At 72.7% G+C, this 16,852-nt stretch carries 14 protein-coding genes; 11 read left to right on the top strand and 3 right to left on the bottom strand.

Going from position 1 to position 16,852, the window contains the following annotated elements; all coding sequences use genetic code 11:
* The first annotated feature begins 468 nt into the window (after positions 1-468).
* The 3 genes from OG702_RS09200 (at position 469) to OG702_RS09190 (ending at position 5,142) form a co-directional block, all read left to right on the top strand.
* A complete protein-coding gene (locus OG702_RS09200; RefSeq protein ID WP_327288355.1) occupies positions 469-2,628 on the top strand; it encodes a RecQ family ATP-dependent DNA helicase in 2,160 nt (719 codons plus the stop codon).
* A gap of 192 nt (positions 2,629-2,820) precedes the next feature.
* Positions 2,821-4,641, top strand: coding sequence for a SpoIIE family protein phosphatase (locus OG702_RS09195; protein WP_327288354.1), 1,821 nt, complete (start codon positions 2,821-2,823; stop codon positions 4,639-4,641).
* A gap of 108 nt (positions 4,642-4,749) precedes the next feature.
* Positions 4,750-5,142 (top strand): VOC family protein, encoded by a 393-nt coding sequence (locus tag OG702_RS09190; RefSeq protein ID WP_327288353.1) that lies wholly within the window; start codon positions 4,750-4,752, stop codon positions 5,140-5,142.
* Between the two features lie 131 nt (positions 5,143-5,273).
* On the opposite strand, the gene OG702_RS09185 is transcribed toward OG702_RS09190, so the two are convergent.
* A complete protein-coding gene (locus OG702_RS09185; protein WP_327288352.1) occupies positions 5,274-5,531 on the bottom strand; it encodes a WhiB family transcriptional regulator in 258 nt (85 codons plus the stop codon).
* Positions 5,532-5,727: 196 nt separating this feature from the next.
* Positions 5,728-5,925, bottom strand: a complete 198-nt coding sequence (locus tag OG702_RS09180; protein WP_327288351.1) for a hypothetical protein — start codon at positions 5,923-5,925, stop codon at positions 5,728-5,730.
* Between the two features lie 168 nt (positions 5,926-6,093).
* Between OG702_RS09180 and OG702_RS09175 the strand changes: the two genes are divergently transcribed.
* From OG702_RS09175 to OG702_RS09160, 4 genes are all read left to right on the top strand, one after another.
* Positions 6,094-6,531, top strand: a complete 438-nt coding sequence (locus tag OG702_RS09175) for a phage holin family protein (RefSeq protein ID WP_442814350.1) — start codon at positions 6,094-6,096, stop codon at positions 6,529-6,531.
* A complete protein-coding gene (locus OG702_RS09170; RefSeq protein WP_327288350.1) occupies positions 6,528-6,971 on the top strand; it encodes a DUF3618 domain-containing protein in 444 nt (147 codons plus the stop codon). Before OG702_RS09175 ends, OG702_RS09170 begins: the two co-directional genes overlap by 4 nt.
* 346 nt (positions 6,972-7,317) lie before the next feature.
* Positions 7,318-7,872, top strand: coding sequence for an ATP-binding protein (locus OG702_RS09165; RefSeq protein ID WP_327288349.1), 555 nt, complete (start codon positions 7,318-7,320; stop codon positions 7,870-7,872).
* Between the two features lie 169 nt (positions 7,873-8,041).
* Positions 8,042-9,301, top strand: a complete 1,260-nt coding sequence (locus OG702_RS09160) for a DUF4192 domain-containing protein (protein ID WP_327288348.1) — start codon at positions 8,042-8,044, stop codon at positions 9,299-9,301.
* On the opposite strand, the gene OG702_RS09155 is transcribed toward OG702_RS09160, so the two are convergent.
* Positions 9,213-10,523, bottom strand: coding sequence for an alpha/beta fold hydrolase (locus OG702_RS09155; protein ID WP_327288347.1), 1,311 nt, complete (start codon positions 10,521-10,523; stop codon positions 9,213-9,215). The genes OG702_RS09160 and OG702_RS09155 overlap by 89 nt on opposite strands.
* 936 nt (positions 10,524-11,459) lie before the next feature.
* On the opposite strand from OG702_RS09155, the gene OG702_RS09150 reads away from it, so the two are divergent.
* The 4 genes from OG702_RS09150 (at position 11,460) to OG702_RS09135 (ending at position 16,838) form a co-directional block, all read left to right on the top strand.
* The gene (locus tag OG702_RS09150; protein ID WP_327288346.1) at positions 11,460-12,194 is read left to right on the top strand and encodes an NUDIX hydrolase; all 735 of its coding nucleotides are present in this window, start codon (positions 11,460-11,462) and stop codon (positions 12,192-12,194) included.
* A gap of 43 nt (positions 12,195-12,237) precedes the next feature.
* Positions 12,238-14,004: an ATP-binding cassette domain-containing protein gene (locus tag OG702_RS09145; protein WP_327288344.1), complete on the top strand. Its 1,767-nt coding sequence runs from the start codon at positions 12,238-12,240 to the stop codon at positions 14,002-14,004.
* A gap of 105 nt (positions 14,005-14,109) precedes the next feature.
* A complete protein-coding gene (locus OG702_RS09140; protein ID WP_327288343.1) occupies positions 14,110-15,012 on the top strand; it encodes a FadR/GntR family transcriptional regulator in 903 nt (300 codons plus the stop codon).
* A gap of 254 nt (positions 15,013-15,266) precedes the next feature.
* Positions 15,267-16,838: an RNA polymerase sigma factor gene (locus OG702_RS09135; RefSeq protein ID WP_327288342.1), complete on the top strand. Its 1,572-nt coding sequence runs from the start codon at positions 15,267-15,269 to the stop codon at positions 16,836-16,838.
* The last annotated feature ends 14 nt before the right edge of the window (positions 16,839-16,852 follow it).

Below are 16,852 nucleotides of genomic sequence, written 5' to 3'. Positions count from 1 at the left end.
CAACGGGCAATTGGCGCTCGCGACCGGAATGGTCACGTCCGTCGGATAGATCCCGGCCCCCGCGCCGTCCTTCGGCCCCGCACCCGTGAACCGCCACGACCAGCGGGAACGCCGCCCGGGCGGCGGCTCGGGGGGCCCGCGGGCGACGGCCGCCGGTGCCCGGCCGGTCTCCGAGAATTCATCGGCGACCAGCCCGTGACCGGACGCCGCCTTCACGGCTTCAACCCAACCCGGCGGCAGGGTGAACGCTGCGTGCAGTGCCCGTAGGCGCTGGATACGGTCGCCGCGCGAGGGTGCCGCGCGCCCGGCGTACTGCTCGCCGCGCCGACATGGGGGATCAGCGGCCATGCCGTGCGGCCGTCCGCCTTCGGGCCGCAGCAAGGCCGGCGGGCCGACCGCATCCGGATGGTCACGCTCGGTGAGGTGACGGATTCGCCGATTGTCCGTGCCATCGGGTTGCATGGGGGCATGGACAACCTGGAGCTGCGCGCCGAAGCCGATGCCATCCTCGCTGAGCTCGTCGGTGCCCCGAGCGGTTCGGCCCGGCTGCGGGAGGACCAGTGGCAGGCGGTGGCGGCTCTGGTGGAGGAGCGCCGGCGGGCTCTGGTGGTGCAGCGCACCGGGTGGGGGAAGTCGGCGGTGTACTTCGTGGCCACCGCCCTGCTGCGGCGGCGTGGCGCCGGCCCGACGGTGATCATCTCGCCCCTGCTTGCGCTGATGCGCAACCAGGTCGAGGCGGCGGCGCGGGCCGGCATCCAGGCGCGGACCATCAACTCGGCCAACCCGGAGGAGTGGGAGACGATCTACGGGGAGGTCGAACGCGGCGAGACCGACGTGCTGCTGGTGAGCCCGGAACGCCTCAACTCCGTGGACTTCCGGGACCAGGTGCTGCCCAGGCTCGCGGCGACTACCGGTCTGCTGGTGGTCGACGAGGCGCACTGCATCTCGGACTGGGGCCACGACTTCCGGCCCGACTACCGCCGGCTGCGCACGATGCTCGCGGAGCTGCCCGCGGGTGTGCCGGTGCTGGCCACCACGGCGACCGCGAACGCGCGGGTGACCGCCGACGTGGCCGAGCAGCTGGGCACGGGCGGCGGGGACGCCCTGGTGCTGCGGGGGCCGCTGAACAGGGAAAGCCTGCGCCTGGGCGTCCTGGTGCTGCCTGACGCGGCACATCGGCTGGCCTGGCTGGGGGAGCGGCTGGGGGACCTGCCGGGTTCGGGGATCATCTACACGCTGACGGTGGCGGCCGCGGAGGAGGTCGCGGCGTTCTTGCGGCAGCGCGGATACGCGGTGGCCTCGTACACCGGCAAGACGGAGAACGCCGAGCGGCTGCAGGCGGAGGAGGATCTGCTGGCCAACCGGGTGAAGGCGCTGGTGGCGACCTCGGCGCTGGGGATGGGCTTCGACAAGCCGGACCTGGGGTTCGTCGTCCACATGGGATCCCCGTCGTCGCCGATCGCCTACTACCAGCAGGTGGGCCGTGCCGGGCGCGGGGTGGACCACGCGGATGTGCTGCTGCTGCCGGGGCGCGAGGACGAGGCGATCTGGTCGTATTTCGCCTCGGTGGGCTTCCCGCCGGAGGAGCAGGTCCGGCGCACCCTCGCGGTGCTGCAGGAGGCGGGCCGCCCGCTGTCGCTGCCGGCGCTGGAGCCGTTGGTGGACCTCCGCCGCTCCCGCCTGGAGACGATGCTGAAGGTCCTGGACGTGGACGGCGCGGTCAAGCGCGTCAAAGGGGGCTGGGCGGCGACGGGGCAGCCGTGGGCGTACGACGCGCAGCGGTATGCCTGGGTGGCCCGGCAGCGGGAGGCCGAGCAGCAGGCCATGCGGGACTACGTGGCGACCACCGGGTGCCGGATGGAGTTCCTGCAGCGCCAGCTCGACGACGAGAAGGCCGTCCCGTGCGGCCGCTGCGACAACTGCGCCGGGGCCTGGTTCGATCCCGCCGTCGCGCCCGGCGCCCTGACCGCGGCGGCCGGCGAGCTGGACCGCCCGGGGGTCGAGGTCGAGGCACGCAAGATGTGGCCGACGGGGCTCGCCGCGGTCGGGATGGACCTCAAGGGGCGGATCCCCGCCGGCCAGCAGGCGGTCACCGGGCGCGGACTGGGCCGGTTGTCGGATATCGGCTGGGGCAACCGACTGCGCCCGCTACTGTCGGCGCAGGCCGCGGACGGGCCGATGCCGGACGACGTGCTGGCCGCCGTGGTGACCGTGGTGGCCGACTGGGCCCGATCCCCGGGCGGCTGGGCCAGTGGCGACTCCGAGGCGATGGCCCGGCCGGTGGGGATCGTCGCCATGCCCTCCCGTACGCGCCCCCAGTTGGTGGCGTCCCTGGCCCAGGGCTTGGCCAGGGTCGGCAGGCTCCCGCTGCTCGGCACCCTGGCATATACCCCGCGGGCCGGCGAGTACGGGGCGCACCGCAGCAACTCCGCCCAGCGGCTGCGGGCGCTGGCGGACTCCTTCGCCGTGCCGGACGAAGTCGCCGCCGCCCTGGCGGCCACCCCGGGCCCGGTCCTGCTCGTCGACGACTACACCGATTCGGGCTGGACTTTGGCCGTGGCGGCTCGGCTCCTGCGGCGGACCGGGGCTGACCAGGTGCTCCCGCTCGTCCTCGCCCTGGCCGGGTAGCCGGCCCCCGACCCCGCCCGCGCCGTTGTCCTGCACCCCGCGGGCCGCCCTCCCCACCAAGCCTGTCCAGGCGGCTTCCTCGCAACCTTCGCGCACCTGACCCCGATCGTTGGCCGACGACGGGGTAAGCGGGGGGGCGAGGACCGGCGCCCTCTGGGGCCATGGATGGGAAGGGTGGGGAGTCACGTGGGCATGGACGACATGAGCGGTGCGATGGCACCCGGTCTTTTGTCGGATATGAGCCTGCCGGCGGCTCCGGACGCCGGGATGAGGCGCTTCGCGCGGCTGACCGCCCGCTTCGTCGGTGTGCCCAGCGCTCTGGTCGCGCTGGTGGAGGGCGACAGCCTGGTCTTCCCCTGCGTCGTCGGGCCCGCCGCCCATTTCGCGGCCGACGGCAAGCAGGCCGCCCTCGTCCGCGAGTTGAGCCGGCGAGTGGTGACGTCGGGCGCCCCGGTGGTCCTGGAAGACGTGCGCGCCGGCGATCCGAACAGGGAAGGCGGCGACGACCCCGGCGCGGCCGAGGTGGTGTCCTACGCGGGTGAGCCGCTGAAGGACGCCATGGGCAGGCCGCTGGGGGCGCTGTGCGCGGTCGATGCCACCGCGCGCCGCTGGACAGAATCCCAACTGGGCGACCTGGCCGACCTGGCCGCAGCGTGCTCGGCCGAACTGCGGCTGCGCGTGACCTCGCTGCGGGCCACCGGCGCCCGGAACCGCGCCCAGGTCCTGACGCACCAGGTGCGCCAGGACCTGAACAGCGCCGAGCTGCTGCTGCGCGCGGCCGAGGAGCTCACGGGCGCCGCCAGCGTTCAGGAGGTGAACGCCCGGGTGCGGGACCTGCTCAGCGCCGACCTCAAGCCCTCGTACGTGAGCCTGCTGCTGCTCAACGGCCGCGAGCTGCGCCGGCTGCCCGATCCCGACAGTGTGCACCCGGGCGAGTCCGTGGAGCGCATGGACCGCGGCGCCGACTTCGCCGCCGCGCGGGCGCTGCGCGAACGCCGCATGGTCACCGTCGCCGACCGCGCCGACGTCGTACGGAACCACGGGCCCGAGGCGGTCGCGGCCTTCGACTCCCTCGGCATCAGCTCCGCGGTCTGCCTCCCCATGGTCGCGTCGCGCGGCCCCGTGGGGGTCCTGGGGCTCGGCTGGGACTCCTCCCACGAGGTGACCCTGGACGAGGCGGCCGTGCTCACCACGATCGCCGGCTACACCGCCCAGGCGGTGGAACGCGCGGTCTTCCTCGACGACCGCATCCACGTGGCCCACCAGCTCCAGCAGGCCATGCTCACCGACCTGCCCACCCTGCCCGGCATGGACATCGCCGCGCTCTACCGGCCCGCGAGCGCCGACGACATGGTCGGCGGCGACTGGTACGACGCCTTCCCGCTTCCCCATCCGCACGGCGACCGCGACCCCGGTGTCGCCGTCACTGTCGGCGACATCACCGGCCATGACATCCGGGCCGCCGCCCTGATGGGGCAGGTGCGCAGCATGCTGCGCCAGTCGGTGCTGATCAAGAACGGTGAAGGCCCCGCCTCCGCGCTGGCCGCGCTGGAGTACGCCTGCCGCGTCCTGCCCCTTCCCGCCTCCGGCACCCTGATCCACGCGCACATCCACCACGAGAACGACCAGTGGACCATGACCTGGACCAACGCCGGCCACCCTCCGCCCCTGCTGCTGCACCCCGACCGCCATGTCTCGCACCTGACGGACCACGGCCCGCTGCTGCACCACGGCCTGCCCGCCACCGAACGCCACGACAGCCAGGTCGTGCTGGAACCGGGATCCACGCTGCTGCTGTACACCGACGGCCTGATCGAGCGCCCGGGCAGCGACCTGGACAGCGCCATCGACCATGCCGCGGCCCTGCTGGCCGCCGGCGCCACCGCACCATTGCCCGACCTGCTGGAACGCCTGGCCGACCAGGTCGCCTGCGCGCACGCCGACGACGACACCGTGCTGCTCGCCCTCCGGATCCCTCCCAGGGAGCAGCCCGCGACCGCCGGACCGTCGTAGCCGTCGGTCGCGGGCGGGGGGGCAAGGACGCCGGCCGACGTGCGCGGCGCGAAACTCCCCGGCGTCCGACGCCCGGATGGGCAGCCCACTCCCGCGGATAATGACCGGATGGTTCATGTACTGAGCAGCAGGACCCTGCTCCGGCCCACCGACCCCGAGCGCTCCCGGGTCTTCTACGGCGAGCAGCTGGGCCTGGCGGTCTACCGGGAGTTCGGCACCGGACCCGAGCGCGGCACCGTCTACTTCCTGGGCGGCGGCTTCCTGGAGGTCTCGGGGCGCTCGGACAGCCCGCCGTCCCCCGGCCTCCAGCTGTGGCTGCAGGTGGCGGACGCGCAGGCGGCGCACGAACAGCTCGCCGCGCGAGGCGTCGAGGTGGCACGGCCGCCCAAGAAGGAACCCTGGGGCCTGGTCGAGATGTGGATCGCCGATCCGGACGGCGTCATGATCTGCGTGGTCGAGGTGCCGGAGGACCACCCGATCCGCCACCGGCCGGGTATCTGACGGCCCGTACCGGAGCGCGGGGCCCCGGGCCGCCCGGCCCGTGTCACGAGGGCGTCCTCAGCCCTGTGACGGGCACGGCGGTCTTCCGGGTGCATCCACTTCACCCCTCAGGGCGAAGCCGGGGCGTTGTCCTACTCGTGACGGGCGCTGACCCGGCGGGCGCGGCGCCTCATCGAGCGGCGCTCCTCCTCGCTGAGCCCGCCCCAGACTCCTGCGTCCTGTCCGGTCTCCAGTGCCCATTCGCGGCACTGGTCCATGACGGGGCACCGGTGGCAGACGCTCTTGGCCTCCTGGATCTTCAGGAGTGCGGGGCCGGAGTTGCCGACCGGGAAGAACAGCTCGGGGTCCTCGTCGCGGCAGGCGGCGCGGTGTTGCCAGTCGGGGATCATGGGTCGTCCTCCATCGCTCGATTGGCCTTTCGGTGTGGGAGCGGCCGGATTGAAGGGCTCGACCGGCGGACCGGCCTCAACTTCGCGACCTCCCGGGCGGCTTCGCCCTCAGGAGCGCCTTACCGGTGAGGCGGAGCCGAACCGCATTGTCCGCAGGAAGCTGGAGCCGGCCGCGGCGATGCGCCCTCCGGCGCCGTCAGCCGAGCGTCACGAGCAGCGCGGCGGCGATCACGACCAGGACCGCCGTGGAGAGCAGAATGATGTGGCCCATGGGCAACGAGCCCGCGGCGTGATGGCGGGGGCGCCCGTCCCGTGCGTGCTTGTGCGGCTGGTCGGCGGACGTCTCGGCGCCCCACGCGCCGCTGCTGTATGTGGTCATCCTGATATGGGTCATGTTCCCCTCCTGACCGCTGAACGGGAATCGACGCATTGCCCGGCCGAGCCGCTCTTCCGGCCGCCTCGGCGGCCCGGCTCGCCCGATCGGGCTGAACCGCCCGGTTCGGGGTAGCCGCAAGCACATCAGCGGCCGGCAGCCCAGGCTCCGGCAGAGGAGGCGATGCACGTGTCGAGTCCGCAGCCACACCCCGCAGGACAGCACCGCGATGCGCCAACTGCCGCGACCGAACCGGTCGGTGAGCTGGTCCAGCGGGCGTCACAGCAGCTGACCGAGCTCGTGCGCGGTGAACTACGGCTGGCACAGGCGGAGATGACGGAGAAGGGCAAGCGGTACGGCAAGGGGGGCGGCCTGATCGGCGGTGCCGGGATGGTCAGCCTGCTCATGCTGCAGGCGCTGGTCGTCACCGTGATCGCCGCCCTGGCCGTACCGCTTCCGGTCTGGGCCGCCGGACTCATCGTCACCGTGGCGCTGGCCGCGGTCGCCGCTGCGCTGGCGATGACCAGGAAGAAGCAGGTCAGTCAGGCGGCGCCGCCGGCGCCCGAGGAAACCATCGAGAACGTGAAGGCAGACGTGGCCGAGATCAAGAGGAGTGCGCGCCGATGAGCGAGCCGGATGGTGAGCAGACCGCCTCCAGCCCCGACGAGCTTCGCGAGCAGGTCGAGAAGACCCGCGCCGAGCTTGGGCGGACCGTGGAGGAGTTGGCAGACAAGGCCGACGTCAAGGCCAGGGCCAAGGCGAAGACCGCCGAGGTCAAGGAACAGGCCGTGGGCAAGGCCGAGGAGATGAAGACCAAGGTCGTCGAGACCGGCCACCGGGTGCAGGACAGCATCCCGGACCAGGTCAAGGACAAGGCGGCCGTGGCTGCGGAGCAGCTACGTGCCAAGACCGCCCAGGCCGGCAGCGTATGGGAGGGAAAGGCGCCCGAGCCGCTGCAGGAGAAGACCGCCCAGGGTGCACGGGTGGCGCGGGAGAACCGGACCGTGCTGCTGGTGGCGGCCGGCGTGGCCACGGTGGCCTGGCTGGCGTGGCGCCACAGGAGCTGATGGTCCGGCAGCGCTGAACAGCGCTGCGCTGCGCCCCTGATGGTGACCTGCACGGCCCGTGGCCCGTTCGCGCCCGCGGAACCGCCTCTCCGGCGGTTCCGCGGGCGCGTTGCGCGTGCCGGCCCTGGCCCCTGCCGACGGGGCCAGGGGTCTGCTGCGAGGCCGCTCGCGCCTGCCGGGTCCCCTTGCGAGGACATCGGACGGACAGCGCCGGAGTGGAGGCGCTGAGTCGATCCGTAGCGGGCAGGCTGCTTGGTGCGACCGCCCGGTGGCCATCCCGCCGGCGCAGGAAGCGCGGTGGAAGGTGTGCTGGCGATGATCGGTGATGGTTGAGCGGTTCCGTGTGGTGTCCGATGCCCCCGGTGAGGTGGCCAGGGCGCGCCGGTGGGCGCAGGGGCAGGTGGAGGAGTTCGCCTGGCCGACCCGCTGGCGCCCCGATGGCGCGGCGGTCGCGCTGCTGGTCTCGGAGTTGGTGACGAACGCGCTGCGGTATGCCGGTGGTCTGGTCGGACTGTCCCTGGTCTTCGACGCGCGGCGGCTGCGGATCGTGGTCAGTGACGACTCGACCGCCCTGCCCGTGCTGCGTCCGCACTCGGCGGGAGGGCGGGGGCTGGTGATCGTGGACCGGCTGACGCGGTCGTGGGGCGTGGTCTCCTACCGCACCGGCAAGCAGGTGTGGGCTGATCTCGCGGCGGCGGGTGCCGCCCCGGCGCAGGCCCCGGCCGGCCACCGCCCGCCCGGCGCGCCGGGCCGGCCTCAGGAGTGCCTGAACTGCGCGGCACTGATCTCCGGCAGCGAGTCGTGGGTCCGGCTCACGTTCCGCAGACGGTGGACGCCGCTGGTGGGTGCCGTCAGGAGGATGCTTCCTCCCTGGCGCAGGTCCGGAATCTGCCACCAGTAGCCGGCAGCCGCCGTAGGCGGGCATCGGCGGGCCTTGGCGGGCGTCGGCCGGACCGCGCAGGCAGTGCGCAAGACGGGTTCTCTGCCCTGTGGATAACTCTGAGCCAGAGTTATCCACAGGTTTTGTGGGGGTCTGGTGCGAAGTGTGTTCGCTGCGGCAAGCTCAAGTCATGACACAGAGCAACCATATCAACCACGGAGAGTCATCGTCGTCGACGGGCGAGGTGGAGGTCGTCCTGCGCGGTCCCGCGGAGCTCGCGGCGGCGCTGCCGTTCCTGATGGGCTATCACCCGGACGACTCGGCGGTTCTGCTGGCGCTGCACGGCGAGCACGGACGCTTCGGCGGCAGGCTGCGGGTCGGTCTGCCCGAGCACCCGCAGGATCCCGCGGAGTGGCCGGATCTCGCCCGGCAGCTCGCGGACTGCCTGGTGACCGGGAGTCTGCGCCGCGGCAGCCGGCCGTCGTCGATCGTCGTCTTCCTCTGCCAGGATCCGCGCGCGGGTGAGGAGTCCCGCGCGGTGATGGAGCGTCTGCGGCCGCTGGCCCAGCAGCTTCGCGTCGCCTGCGGCGAGTTGGACGTCCCGGTGATCGAGGCGCTGTGCGTCTCGGGGGGACGGTGGTGGTCGTACTGCCGGCCGGAGTCCGACAGTTCCGGGCAGGCTCCGGACGGCGGTGCGCGGGTCGCGGAGCCGCACGCATCCGCGATCGCTGCCACCTCCGCCTACCACGGCATCAGGATGCCGGTCTCGCTGCGCGACCTGGAGTCCCGACTCCGGCCGCTGGAGCAGCGGGACCGCGAGCACGAGACCGCGCTCGACCTCGCCTGCGCCCGGTTGGTGCCGCGCATGCTCGACAGGAGCGCCAGCGCCTCCGTCGCCGAGCGCACGGTCGAGCTGCTGCGCGGGGCCCTGGAGACCTTCGTCTCCGCACCGCTGATCAACGACCCCGTGCGGTCGGACAGAAGGGACGACGCCCTCCTCGACGACGGCGAAGCCGCGGAGATGATCCTCGGCCTCCAGGACCACGCGGCACGTGACCGAGTCGTGGAATGGGCGGAGCCGGCCACGGCGGCCGCGGCGATCCGGCTGTGGCGGGCGCTGGCCAGGCGCTGCTCGGGGCCGTACGCGGAGCATGCCGCGGCGCTCCTCGCGCTGACCGGCTGGGTGGCCTGGTGCTCGGACGACGAGGCGGAGGCGCGCGTCGCCCTGAGCAGGGCGCTGGACCTCGAACCGCACTGCACCTTCGCCCGCCTCCTGCAGCATGCCGTCAGCCAGGGGCTGGACCCCGACGTGGTGCGCCGGTCGCTGCGCAGCACCCGGCGCAGAAGGGTCCTGGAGGCGGCTACAGTTCGCCGCGGACCAGCCGGACCAGCCGGTCGAGGACCCGGCCGCCGCTCACCCGGAGGCCGTCGTGCTCGTATTCGTCGGTGACCCACGTCCGCAGACCCCGGATCGCCCGCGCGGTCTCCAGCGAATCCGCGGTGTCGACGTACATGTCGTCGTGGTAGACGGCAGCCGCCACGGGCACCTGGTTGTGCGCCAGCCGATCCGGGTCGTAGAGGTCCGGCCACTGCTCGCGCTGCGCCAGCAGCTCGGCGGCCTCACGCAGTGGTGCAAGCGACGGGTCGGTCTCGAACATCCACGGGTGGATGGACTCACCCGTGAAGAGCACCGGTCCCGCGCCGTCCAGCGCCGCGTCCGCGTCGAAGGCGGGGAATTCGCCCCGGACGGTCTCCGCGGCCCACCCGGTCCCCCGTGCCGAGACGGATGTCTGACCGTAGGTCGCCTCGTGCAGCACCGCGTAGAGCGGGCTGGCGGCGAAGGAGAGATGCCCCTGGACCTCGAAGAGGAAGGAGTCGGACAGCACGCGTCCGGCAGGGCCGGTGACGAAGGCGTCCTCGACCAGGTAGTGCAGGGTGTGCGAACCGTTGCTGGAACCCAGCATCAGCCCGAGGGCCTGGAAGGCGCGCGGGGTGAGCACACCGCCGCCCGGAAGCCGGGTCGGGCTGTCGCGCAGCAGGCGCGTGATGTCCCGGACGGCTTCGACGTCATCGGGGTAACGGGTGTAGTGGGCCACGTTCTTGCGCTGGATCCGGGGGTAGGCCGCGCGGTAGACGTCCTCAGGCGTGGTCCGCAGGCCCGGCAGGCCGCCGGTGATCAGCACCTCGCTGAGGGCCTCGGGCGCGAAGGACAGGTAGCTGACCGCGCAGAAGCCGCCGAAACTCTGGCCGAGGACGCTCCACGGCTTGTCATCGCCGAGCAGCCGTCGCCGGAGGACCTCGCAGTCCCGCACGATCGAATCGGCCCGGAATTGGGAGAGGTACGCGGCCTGCGCCGCCGCGTCGCCGCGTGCGGGCAGCGTCTGGCGGTTCGCCGGGGTGGACAGCCCTGTGCCGCGCTGGTCGACCAGGAGCACGCGGTAGTCGTCCAGCGCGCGGTCCACCCAGCCGTCCCTGCCCAGCGGCCGCGGACCGCGGTTGCCGGGGCCACCTTGCAGGAACAGCAGCCACGGCAGTTGGCCGGAGTCCTTGCCCGCGGCCGCCACTTCCCGCGCGAAGACCTCGATGTGCTCGCCGTCGGGCTGAGCGTGGTCGAGCGGCACCTGGACGCGGTGGTCGGTGACGAGGGTGCCTGGCTGGCGGTGGGCGGGCATGCTGCCTCTTCTCTGCCGCTCCGGATGCTCCGGGGGCGGCGCGCACGATGTCATTCGTTCAGGAACCGTAGACGGCCCGTGACCTGGGTGCTCGGGCGGCCGTTCTTCAGGAGTGCAGCACTCAGCGCGACAGCCCGACCCTCCGCGACCGTATGCGGACGTGATCACCGCGCCCGCTCCGGAGCGGCGCAGCACGCGGGCAGGCGGGAAGCGGTGACGGCGCGACCGCGCCCCGGCCCGGTCCTGGCGGACTCGCCGCCGGCCGTCCACGACGCGCTGATCTGTGTGGCCGCGCCGGCCCTCGCCGTCTCGGGCCGGCACGCTGCTCGGGCAGGTGCTGGCCGGGCCGGGCCTGGACGGCGGCTGGGGCCTGCGGAGGCTGTCCACGGACGTACCCGGCTTCAACCCCTTCGGGCACCGCAGTGGTGCGGTGCGGATCCACGAGACCGCCGTGGCCGTGGCGGGGCTGGCTGCCGCGGGTCTGAAGGAGGCTGCGGCCTCGCTGATGACCGGAGTGCTCGACGCGGCGGCCGCCTTCGGCCTGCGCCTGCCGGAGATATACGCGGGGGAGCAGCGGGCGGCCGGCCGCCCGCCGTGCCCGCACCCGATGGCCTGCCGTCCCGCCGCGCTCGCGGCCGCCGGCTCGGTGCACCTGCTGGCGGCACTGGCCGGAGTGCGGCCGGACGCCCCTGGCGGGTCCGTCACCCTGCGTCCGCTGGCGTGCGCGCCGGTGGGGGCCGTGCGGCTGAGCGGGATGCGATCGACGAGACGCCCTTCGCGGTGCGGGTCAGCCGGCTGGGGACGGCGACGGCCGAGGGGGTGGCATCGGGGCTGCGGCTCGACGCCTGACGTGGGAGCGATTCGAGGGAGGGAAGTGATCACGGAGCAGGTGTCGATCCTGCTGATTATCGTCAGGCAGACGACTAAGATCGTTGCATGTCGCCCTACGACCCGTCGGCCTTTCCGCCCTTCGCCGTCACCGTCGACCTGGTCGTGCTCACCGTGCGGCACCACGCGCTGTGCGCGCTGTCGGTGCGGCGTGGCGAGGCCCCGTTCCAGGGGAGATGGGCACTCCCGGGCGGCTTCGTGCGGGCCGACGAGGATCTCTCGCAGGCCGCGGCACGCGAGCTCGCCGAGGAGACCGGGCTGCGGGCGCAGAACGGAGCACACCTGGAGCAGCTCGCGACGTACGGCGACCCGCAGCGCGACCCGCGGATGCGGGTGGTGAGCGTCGCGCATCTCGTGCTGGCGCCCGACCTGCCCGCCCCACGGGCGGGCGGCGACGCGCGCAGCGCGCGCTGGGCGCCGGTCGGCACGCTGCTGGCCGAGGGCGGCCAGGAGCACCCCGCCGACGCGGCCCCGCTGGCCTTCGACCATGCGCAGATTCTGGCGGACGGGGTGGAGCGGGCCAGGTCCAAGATCGAGTATTCGTCGCTGGCCACGGCCTTCTGCCCGCCCGAGTTCACCGTGGGGGAGCTGCGCCGCGTGTACGAGGCCGTGTGGGGAGTGGCGCTCGACCCGCGCAATTTCCACCGCAAGGTGACCGGCACGGTGGGCTTCCTGGTGCCCACCGGCGGGACCACGACGCGTCAGGGCGGCCGTCCCGCACAGTTGTTCAGAGCCGGCGGGGCCACCCTGCTCAATCCGCCGATGCTCCGGCCCGAGGTGTAGTTCGCAGGACGATTTACCCCATTTAGGACGTTATGGTGCTGGGGTGATCCAGGCCATCGGATTGACCAGCACACCCCGTCGCAACGCCCCGCCCGCCGTCGCCGACCTCACCTTCGACATCCGCCCGGGCGAGGTCACCGGCCTGCTCGGGCCGGCGCAGTCGGGCAAGTCCACCGCCCTGCGCCTGCTGCTGGGCCTGCAGGCCGGCCGCGGCGCCACGCTCGTCGACGGCCGCCCGCTGCACGAACTGGCCAGGCCCGCCAAGGCGATCGGCGCGGTGCTCGGCGACGTTCCAGGACACCCCCGCCGCACCGCCCGCGGCCACCTGCGGATGCTCTGCGCCGCACACGGCCTCCGCGCCGCGCGCGCCGACGACGTGCTGGACTCCGTCGGCCTGGCCGCCGTGGCCGACCGGCGGCTCGGCACGTACTCGCTGGGCATGGACCGCAGGCTCGCCTTCGCCGTGGCGCTGCTGCCCGACCCGCACACCCTCGTCCTGGACGACCCGGTCCGTGAGCTTCCGCCCCGCGAAGCCGCCTGGGTGCACGCCCTCGTACGCCGCCACGCGGCCGCGGGAGGCGCCGTCCTGCTGACCGGCCGGGACCCCGGTGCGCTGGCCAGGACGGCCGACCGGGTGATCGCGCTGGCGGACGGCCGGGTCGTCGCCGACCAGTCCGCGGCGCTCTTCGCCGGCACCCGGCTGCGGCCGCACGTGGCCGTCCGTTCGCCGTACGCCCAGCGGCTCGCCGGGCTGCTCGCCGAGGACGGCACGGAGGTGGTCTCGACCAGCGGGAGCCGCCTCGCGGTGTACGGCGCCACGTCGGCGGCGGTCGGGGAGGTCGCCTACCGGCACGGCATCCTGCTGCACCAGCTGGCGGACGAGTCGGCTGCCGCCGAGCCGGCCGACCCGGATCAGGCCGACGAGGACGCCGCGCCGCGCACCGCCCCCAGGAACCGCCCCTCGCCTCGCCGCAGGCCGCACAGCCCGCTGTATCCGCTGCGCTACGAACTGCGCCGCTGCTTGGGCGTGCGCACCCCCTGGCCGGCGGTCGCGGCCGCCCTCGTGGCGTCGGTGATCTGCGCGCTGCTGCTGGCGCGCGGCGGGGCCGTCCACGCGTCGCCGCTCCGGCTGCTGGCCGGGTGGCCCGCCGCGATTCCGCTGCCGGCCGCCGCGGTCGGCGCCGGAGCGCTGGGCGCGCTGTCGTACGGACAGGAGTTCGCCTTTCCGGCGCTGACCCCGGGTTTCGGCCCGGAGCCGAGGGCCCCGCGGCTGCTCACCGCCAAGCTGGCCGTGAGCGGAGCTCTTGCCCTGGCGCTCGCCTGGCTCGCCGCGCTGGTGAACTCCGTCGTCCTGAGGCTGGCACTCGGCCCCGGCCACGTCCCCGACCCGACGACCCTGTCGGCCACCACGGCGGGATGGGCGGCGCTGGCGGTCGGGTGCGCGTGGACCGGGGTGCTCGCGGCCTGCGCCTTCCGTACGACCGCCCTGGGCCTGTCCGCGGTCCTCTCGGTGCCGCTGCTGGTCGCACCCGGCGTACGCGCTCTGCTCGGTGGCCGGACCGGGCGGCAATTCCGCGACGCGGGAGGCGCGTTGTGGTCGGTGCTGAGCGGGGATTCGCGGGCCGACGACCGTGCGGCTCTGGCGGCTCTGCACTCTGCCGCCCAACCGCTCTTCGTGGCCCTGGCATTGTCGCTGTCCGGGCTGGTCATCGCGTATCTGGCAGGGGCCTTGCGCGGTCGCAGGCGCAGCCGCAGGCCAACTCCCCTGCCCTCGACGGCAGCTGTCAGAATCGACGGCGAAGAGGGCTGATTCGTCCCCTTAAAACGTCAATTATCAGGTGATGAGCGCTCACCCTTTCGTGTGCTTTTCAGCAAAGCCCTCAAGGCCTGCATCGGCATCGCCGACAAAGGATGCGTGAGTACCCTTGCGCACACCATGATGACCGCGGCTCGATCCGCCGATTCCGGCATGGCCGGCTCGGGCGAGCTGGACCGCTACTCGTATGCCGGCGCCTCCGGCGGCGACCGCCCAGGACTCGGGTCCTGGGACGGTATGGACCCGGACATGGGCCGGATGGGCCGCCGGGCGGGCGGCAGCCGCGGCCGGGGGCTGCACGGCCAACTCGTCCAACAGCTCGGACAGATGATCGTGTCCGGCGACCTCGGCGCCGACCGCCCGCTGGTCCCCGAGGAGATCGGCCAGCGCTTCGAGGTCTCCCGCACTGTGGTGCGCGAGTCCCTGCGCGTGCTGGAGGCCAAGGGCCTGGTCAGCGCCCGGCCCAACGTCGGCACGCGGGTCCGGCCGGTCAGCGACTGGAATCTGCTCGACCCCGACATCATCGAATGGCGCGCCTTCGGGCCGCAGCGCGACGAGCAGCGCCGCGAGCTGCTCGAACTGCGCTGGACCATCGAACCGCTCGCCGCCCGGCTCGCCGCAGGACACGGCCGCGAGGACGTGCAGCAGCGGCTGGCCGACATGGCCGAGATCATGGCCCACGCCGCCGCCCAGGGCGACGCCCTCACCTTCACCCGCGCCGACGTGGAGTTCCACGCCCTGCTGCTCCAGGTCGCCGGCAACCGCATGCTGGAGCACCTGTCCGGCATCGTGTCGTCGGCGCTGCACGTCTCGGGCGGCCCGGTCACCGGCTGCGAGCGGCCCGGGGACACGTCCGTCGGGCTGCACCACCGCATCGTCGACGCGCTCGCCGAGGGCGACGGCGGTACGGCGGAGGCGGCGATGCGCCAGCTGCTCGCCGTTCCCTCCGAGCAGTCCGCCGCTCCCGCCGACCATGTCGTCCCCGCCCCCCGAGAGCACTGACCGCCCCGCCCGGCCGCCGCGGGCCCCGTATCCGGGGGCCTGCGGCGGCCCTGTGCGTGTCACATGTCCGACTTTGCCGCTGATCTGCACAATTTGGGGTGTGACTCGGGCCACGTAAGCTGGGCGTAACGCCAGGCGAGGCAGTGCGATGACTTAAGAGGTGGCGGCCGTACGAGGAATATTCAGCATTGAGCTTGACGCTGAGTCGCTGTGCGGTTCCACCGAGTCGTTCCCATCGTTCCGAGAGGTTGTTCGTGTCGGCCAGCACATCCCGTACGCTCCCGTCCGAGATCGCCGAGTCCGAGTCTCTGATGGCCCTCATCGAGCAGGGTAAGGCTCAGGGGCAGATCGCAGGCGACGATGTACGCCGGGCGTTCGAAGCGGACCAGATTCCGGCAACCCAGTGGAAGAACGTTCTGCGCAGCCTCAACCAGGTCCTCGACGAGGAGGGTGTGACGCTGATGGTGAGTGCCGCTGAGGCGCCCAAGCGCACCCGTAAGAGCGTCGCAGCCAAGAGCCCGGCGAAGCGTACTGCCACCAAGACGGTCGCCACCAAGGCGGCCCCTGCCAAGAAGACCGTTGCGCCCAAGGCCCCCGCTCCCGAGGCGGTGGCCGAGGCCGAGACCACGGTGGAGCCATCGGTGGAGGCGGAAAACCCAGCAGCCAAGAAGGCGCCCGCGAAGAAGGTCGCCGCCAAGAAGACCGTCGCCAAGAAGGCCCCCGCGAAGAAGGTGGCGGCCAAGAAGACCGCCGCCGGTCCCGGTGAGGACGAGGCGGTCGAGGCGGAGGACGCGATCGAGGACCCCGCTCCCGGCAAGGCCGGCGAGGAGGAGACCGAGAAGACGGAGTCCGAGAGCTTCGTGCTCTCCGACGACGACGAGGACGACGCGCCCGCACAGCAGGTCGCGGTCGCCGGCGCCACCGCCGACCCGGTCAAGGACTACCTCAAGCAGATCGGCAAGGTCCCGCTGCTCAACGCCGAGCAGGAGGTGGAGCTCGCCAAGCGCATCGAGGCGGGCCTGTTCGCCGAGGACAAGCTGGCGGCGGCCGACAAGCTCGCCCCCAAGCTCAAGCGCGAGCTGGAGATCATCGCCGAGGACGGCCGCTGGGCCAAGAATCACCTGCTGGAGGCCAACCTCCGGCTGGTCGTCTCGCTCGCCAAGCGCTACACCGGCCGCGGCATGCTCTTCCTCGACCTGATCCAGGAAGGGAACCTGGGCCTGATCCGTGCGGTCGAGAAATTCGACTACACCAAGGGTTTCAAGTTCTCCACCTATGCCACCTGGTGGATCCGGCAGGCGATCACCCGCGCGATGGCCGACCAGGCCCGCACCATCCGTATCCCGGTGCACATGGTCGAGGTCATCAACAAGCTGGCCAGGGTGCAGCGCCAGATGCTCCAGGACCTGGGCCGGGAGCCCACCCCGGAGGAGCTGGCCAAGGAACTGGACATGACCCCCGAGAAGGTCATCGAGGTCCAGAAGTACGGCCGCGAGCCGATCTCCCTGCACACCCCGCTCGGCGAGGACGGCGACAGCGAGTTCGGTGACCTGATCGAGGACTCCGAGGCGGTCGTCCCCGCGGACGCGGTGAGCTTCACGCTTCTGCAGGAGCAGCTGCACTCGGTGCTCGACACGCTGTCCGAGCGCGAGGCGGGCGTGGTGTCCATGCGCTTCGGCCTGACCGACGGGCAGCCCAAGACGCTGGACGAGATCGGCAAGGTCTACGGCGTCACGCGGGAGCGGATCCGGCAGATCGAGTCCAAGACGATGTCCAAGCTGCGTCACCCGTCCCGCTCGCAGGTGCTGCGGGACTACCTGGACTGACCTCTCCCGGCCCG

It is taken from the genome of Streptomyces sp. NBC_01198, from assembly GCF_036010485.1.
In the GTDB taxonomy this organism is placed as follows: domain Bacteria; phylum Actinomycetota; class Actinomycetes; order Streptomycetales; family Streptomycetaceae; genus Actinacidiphila.
The sequence above is the reverse complement of the archived record's forward strand: the minus strand, read 5'-3'. Positions and strand labels throughout refer to the sequence as shown.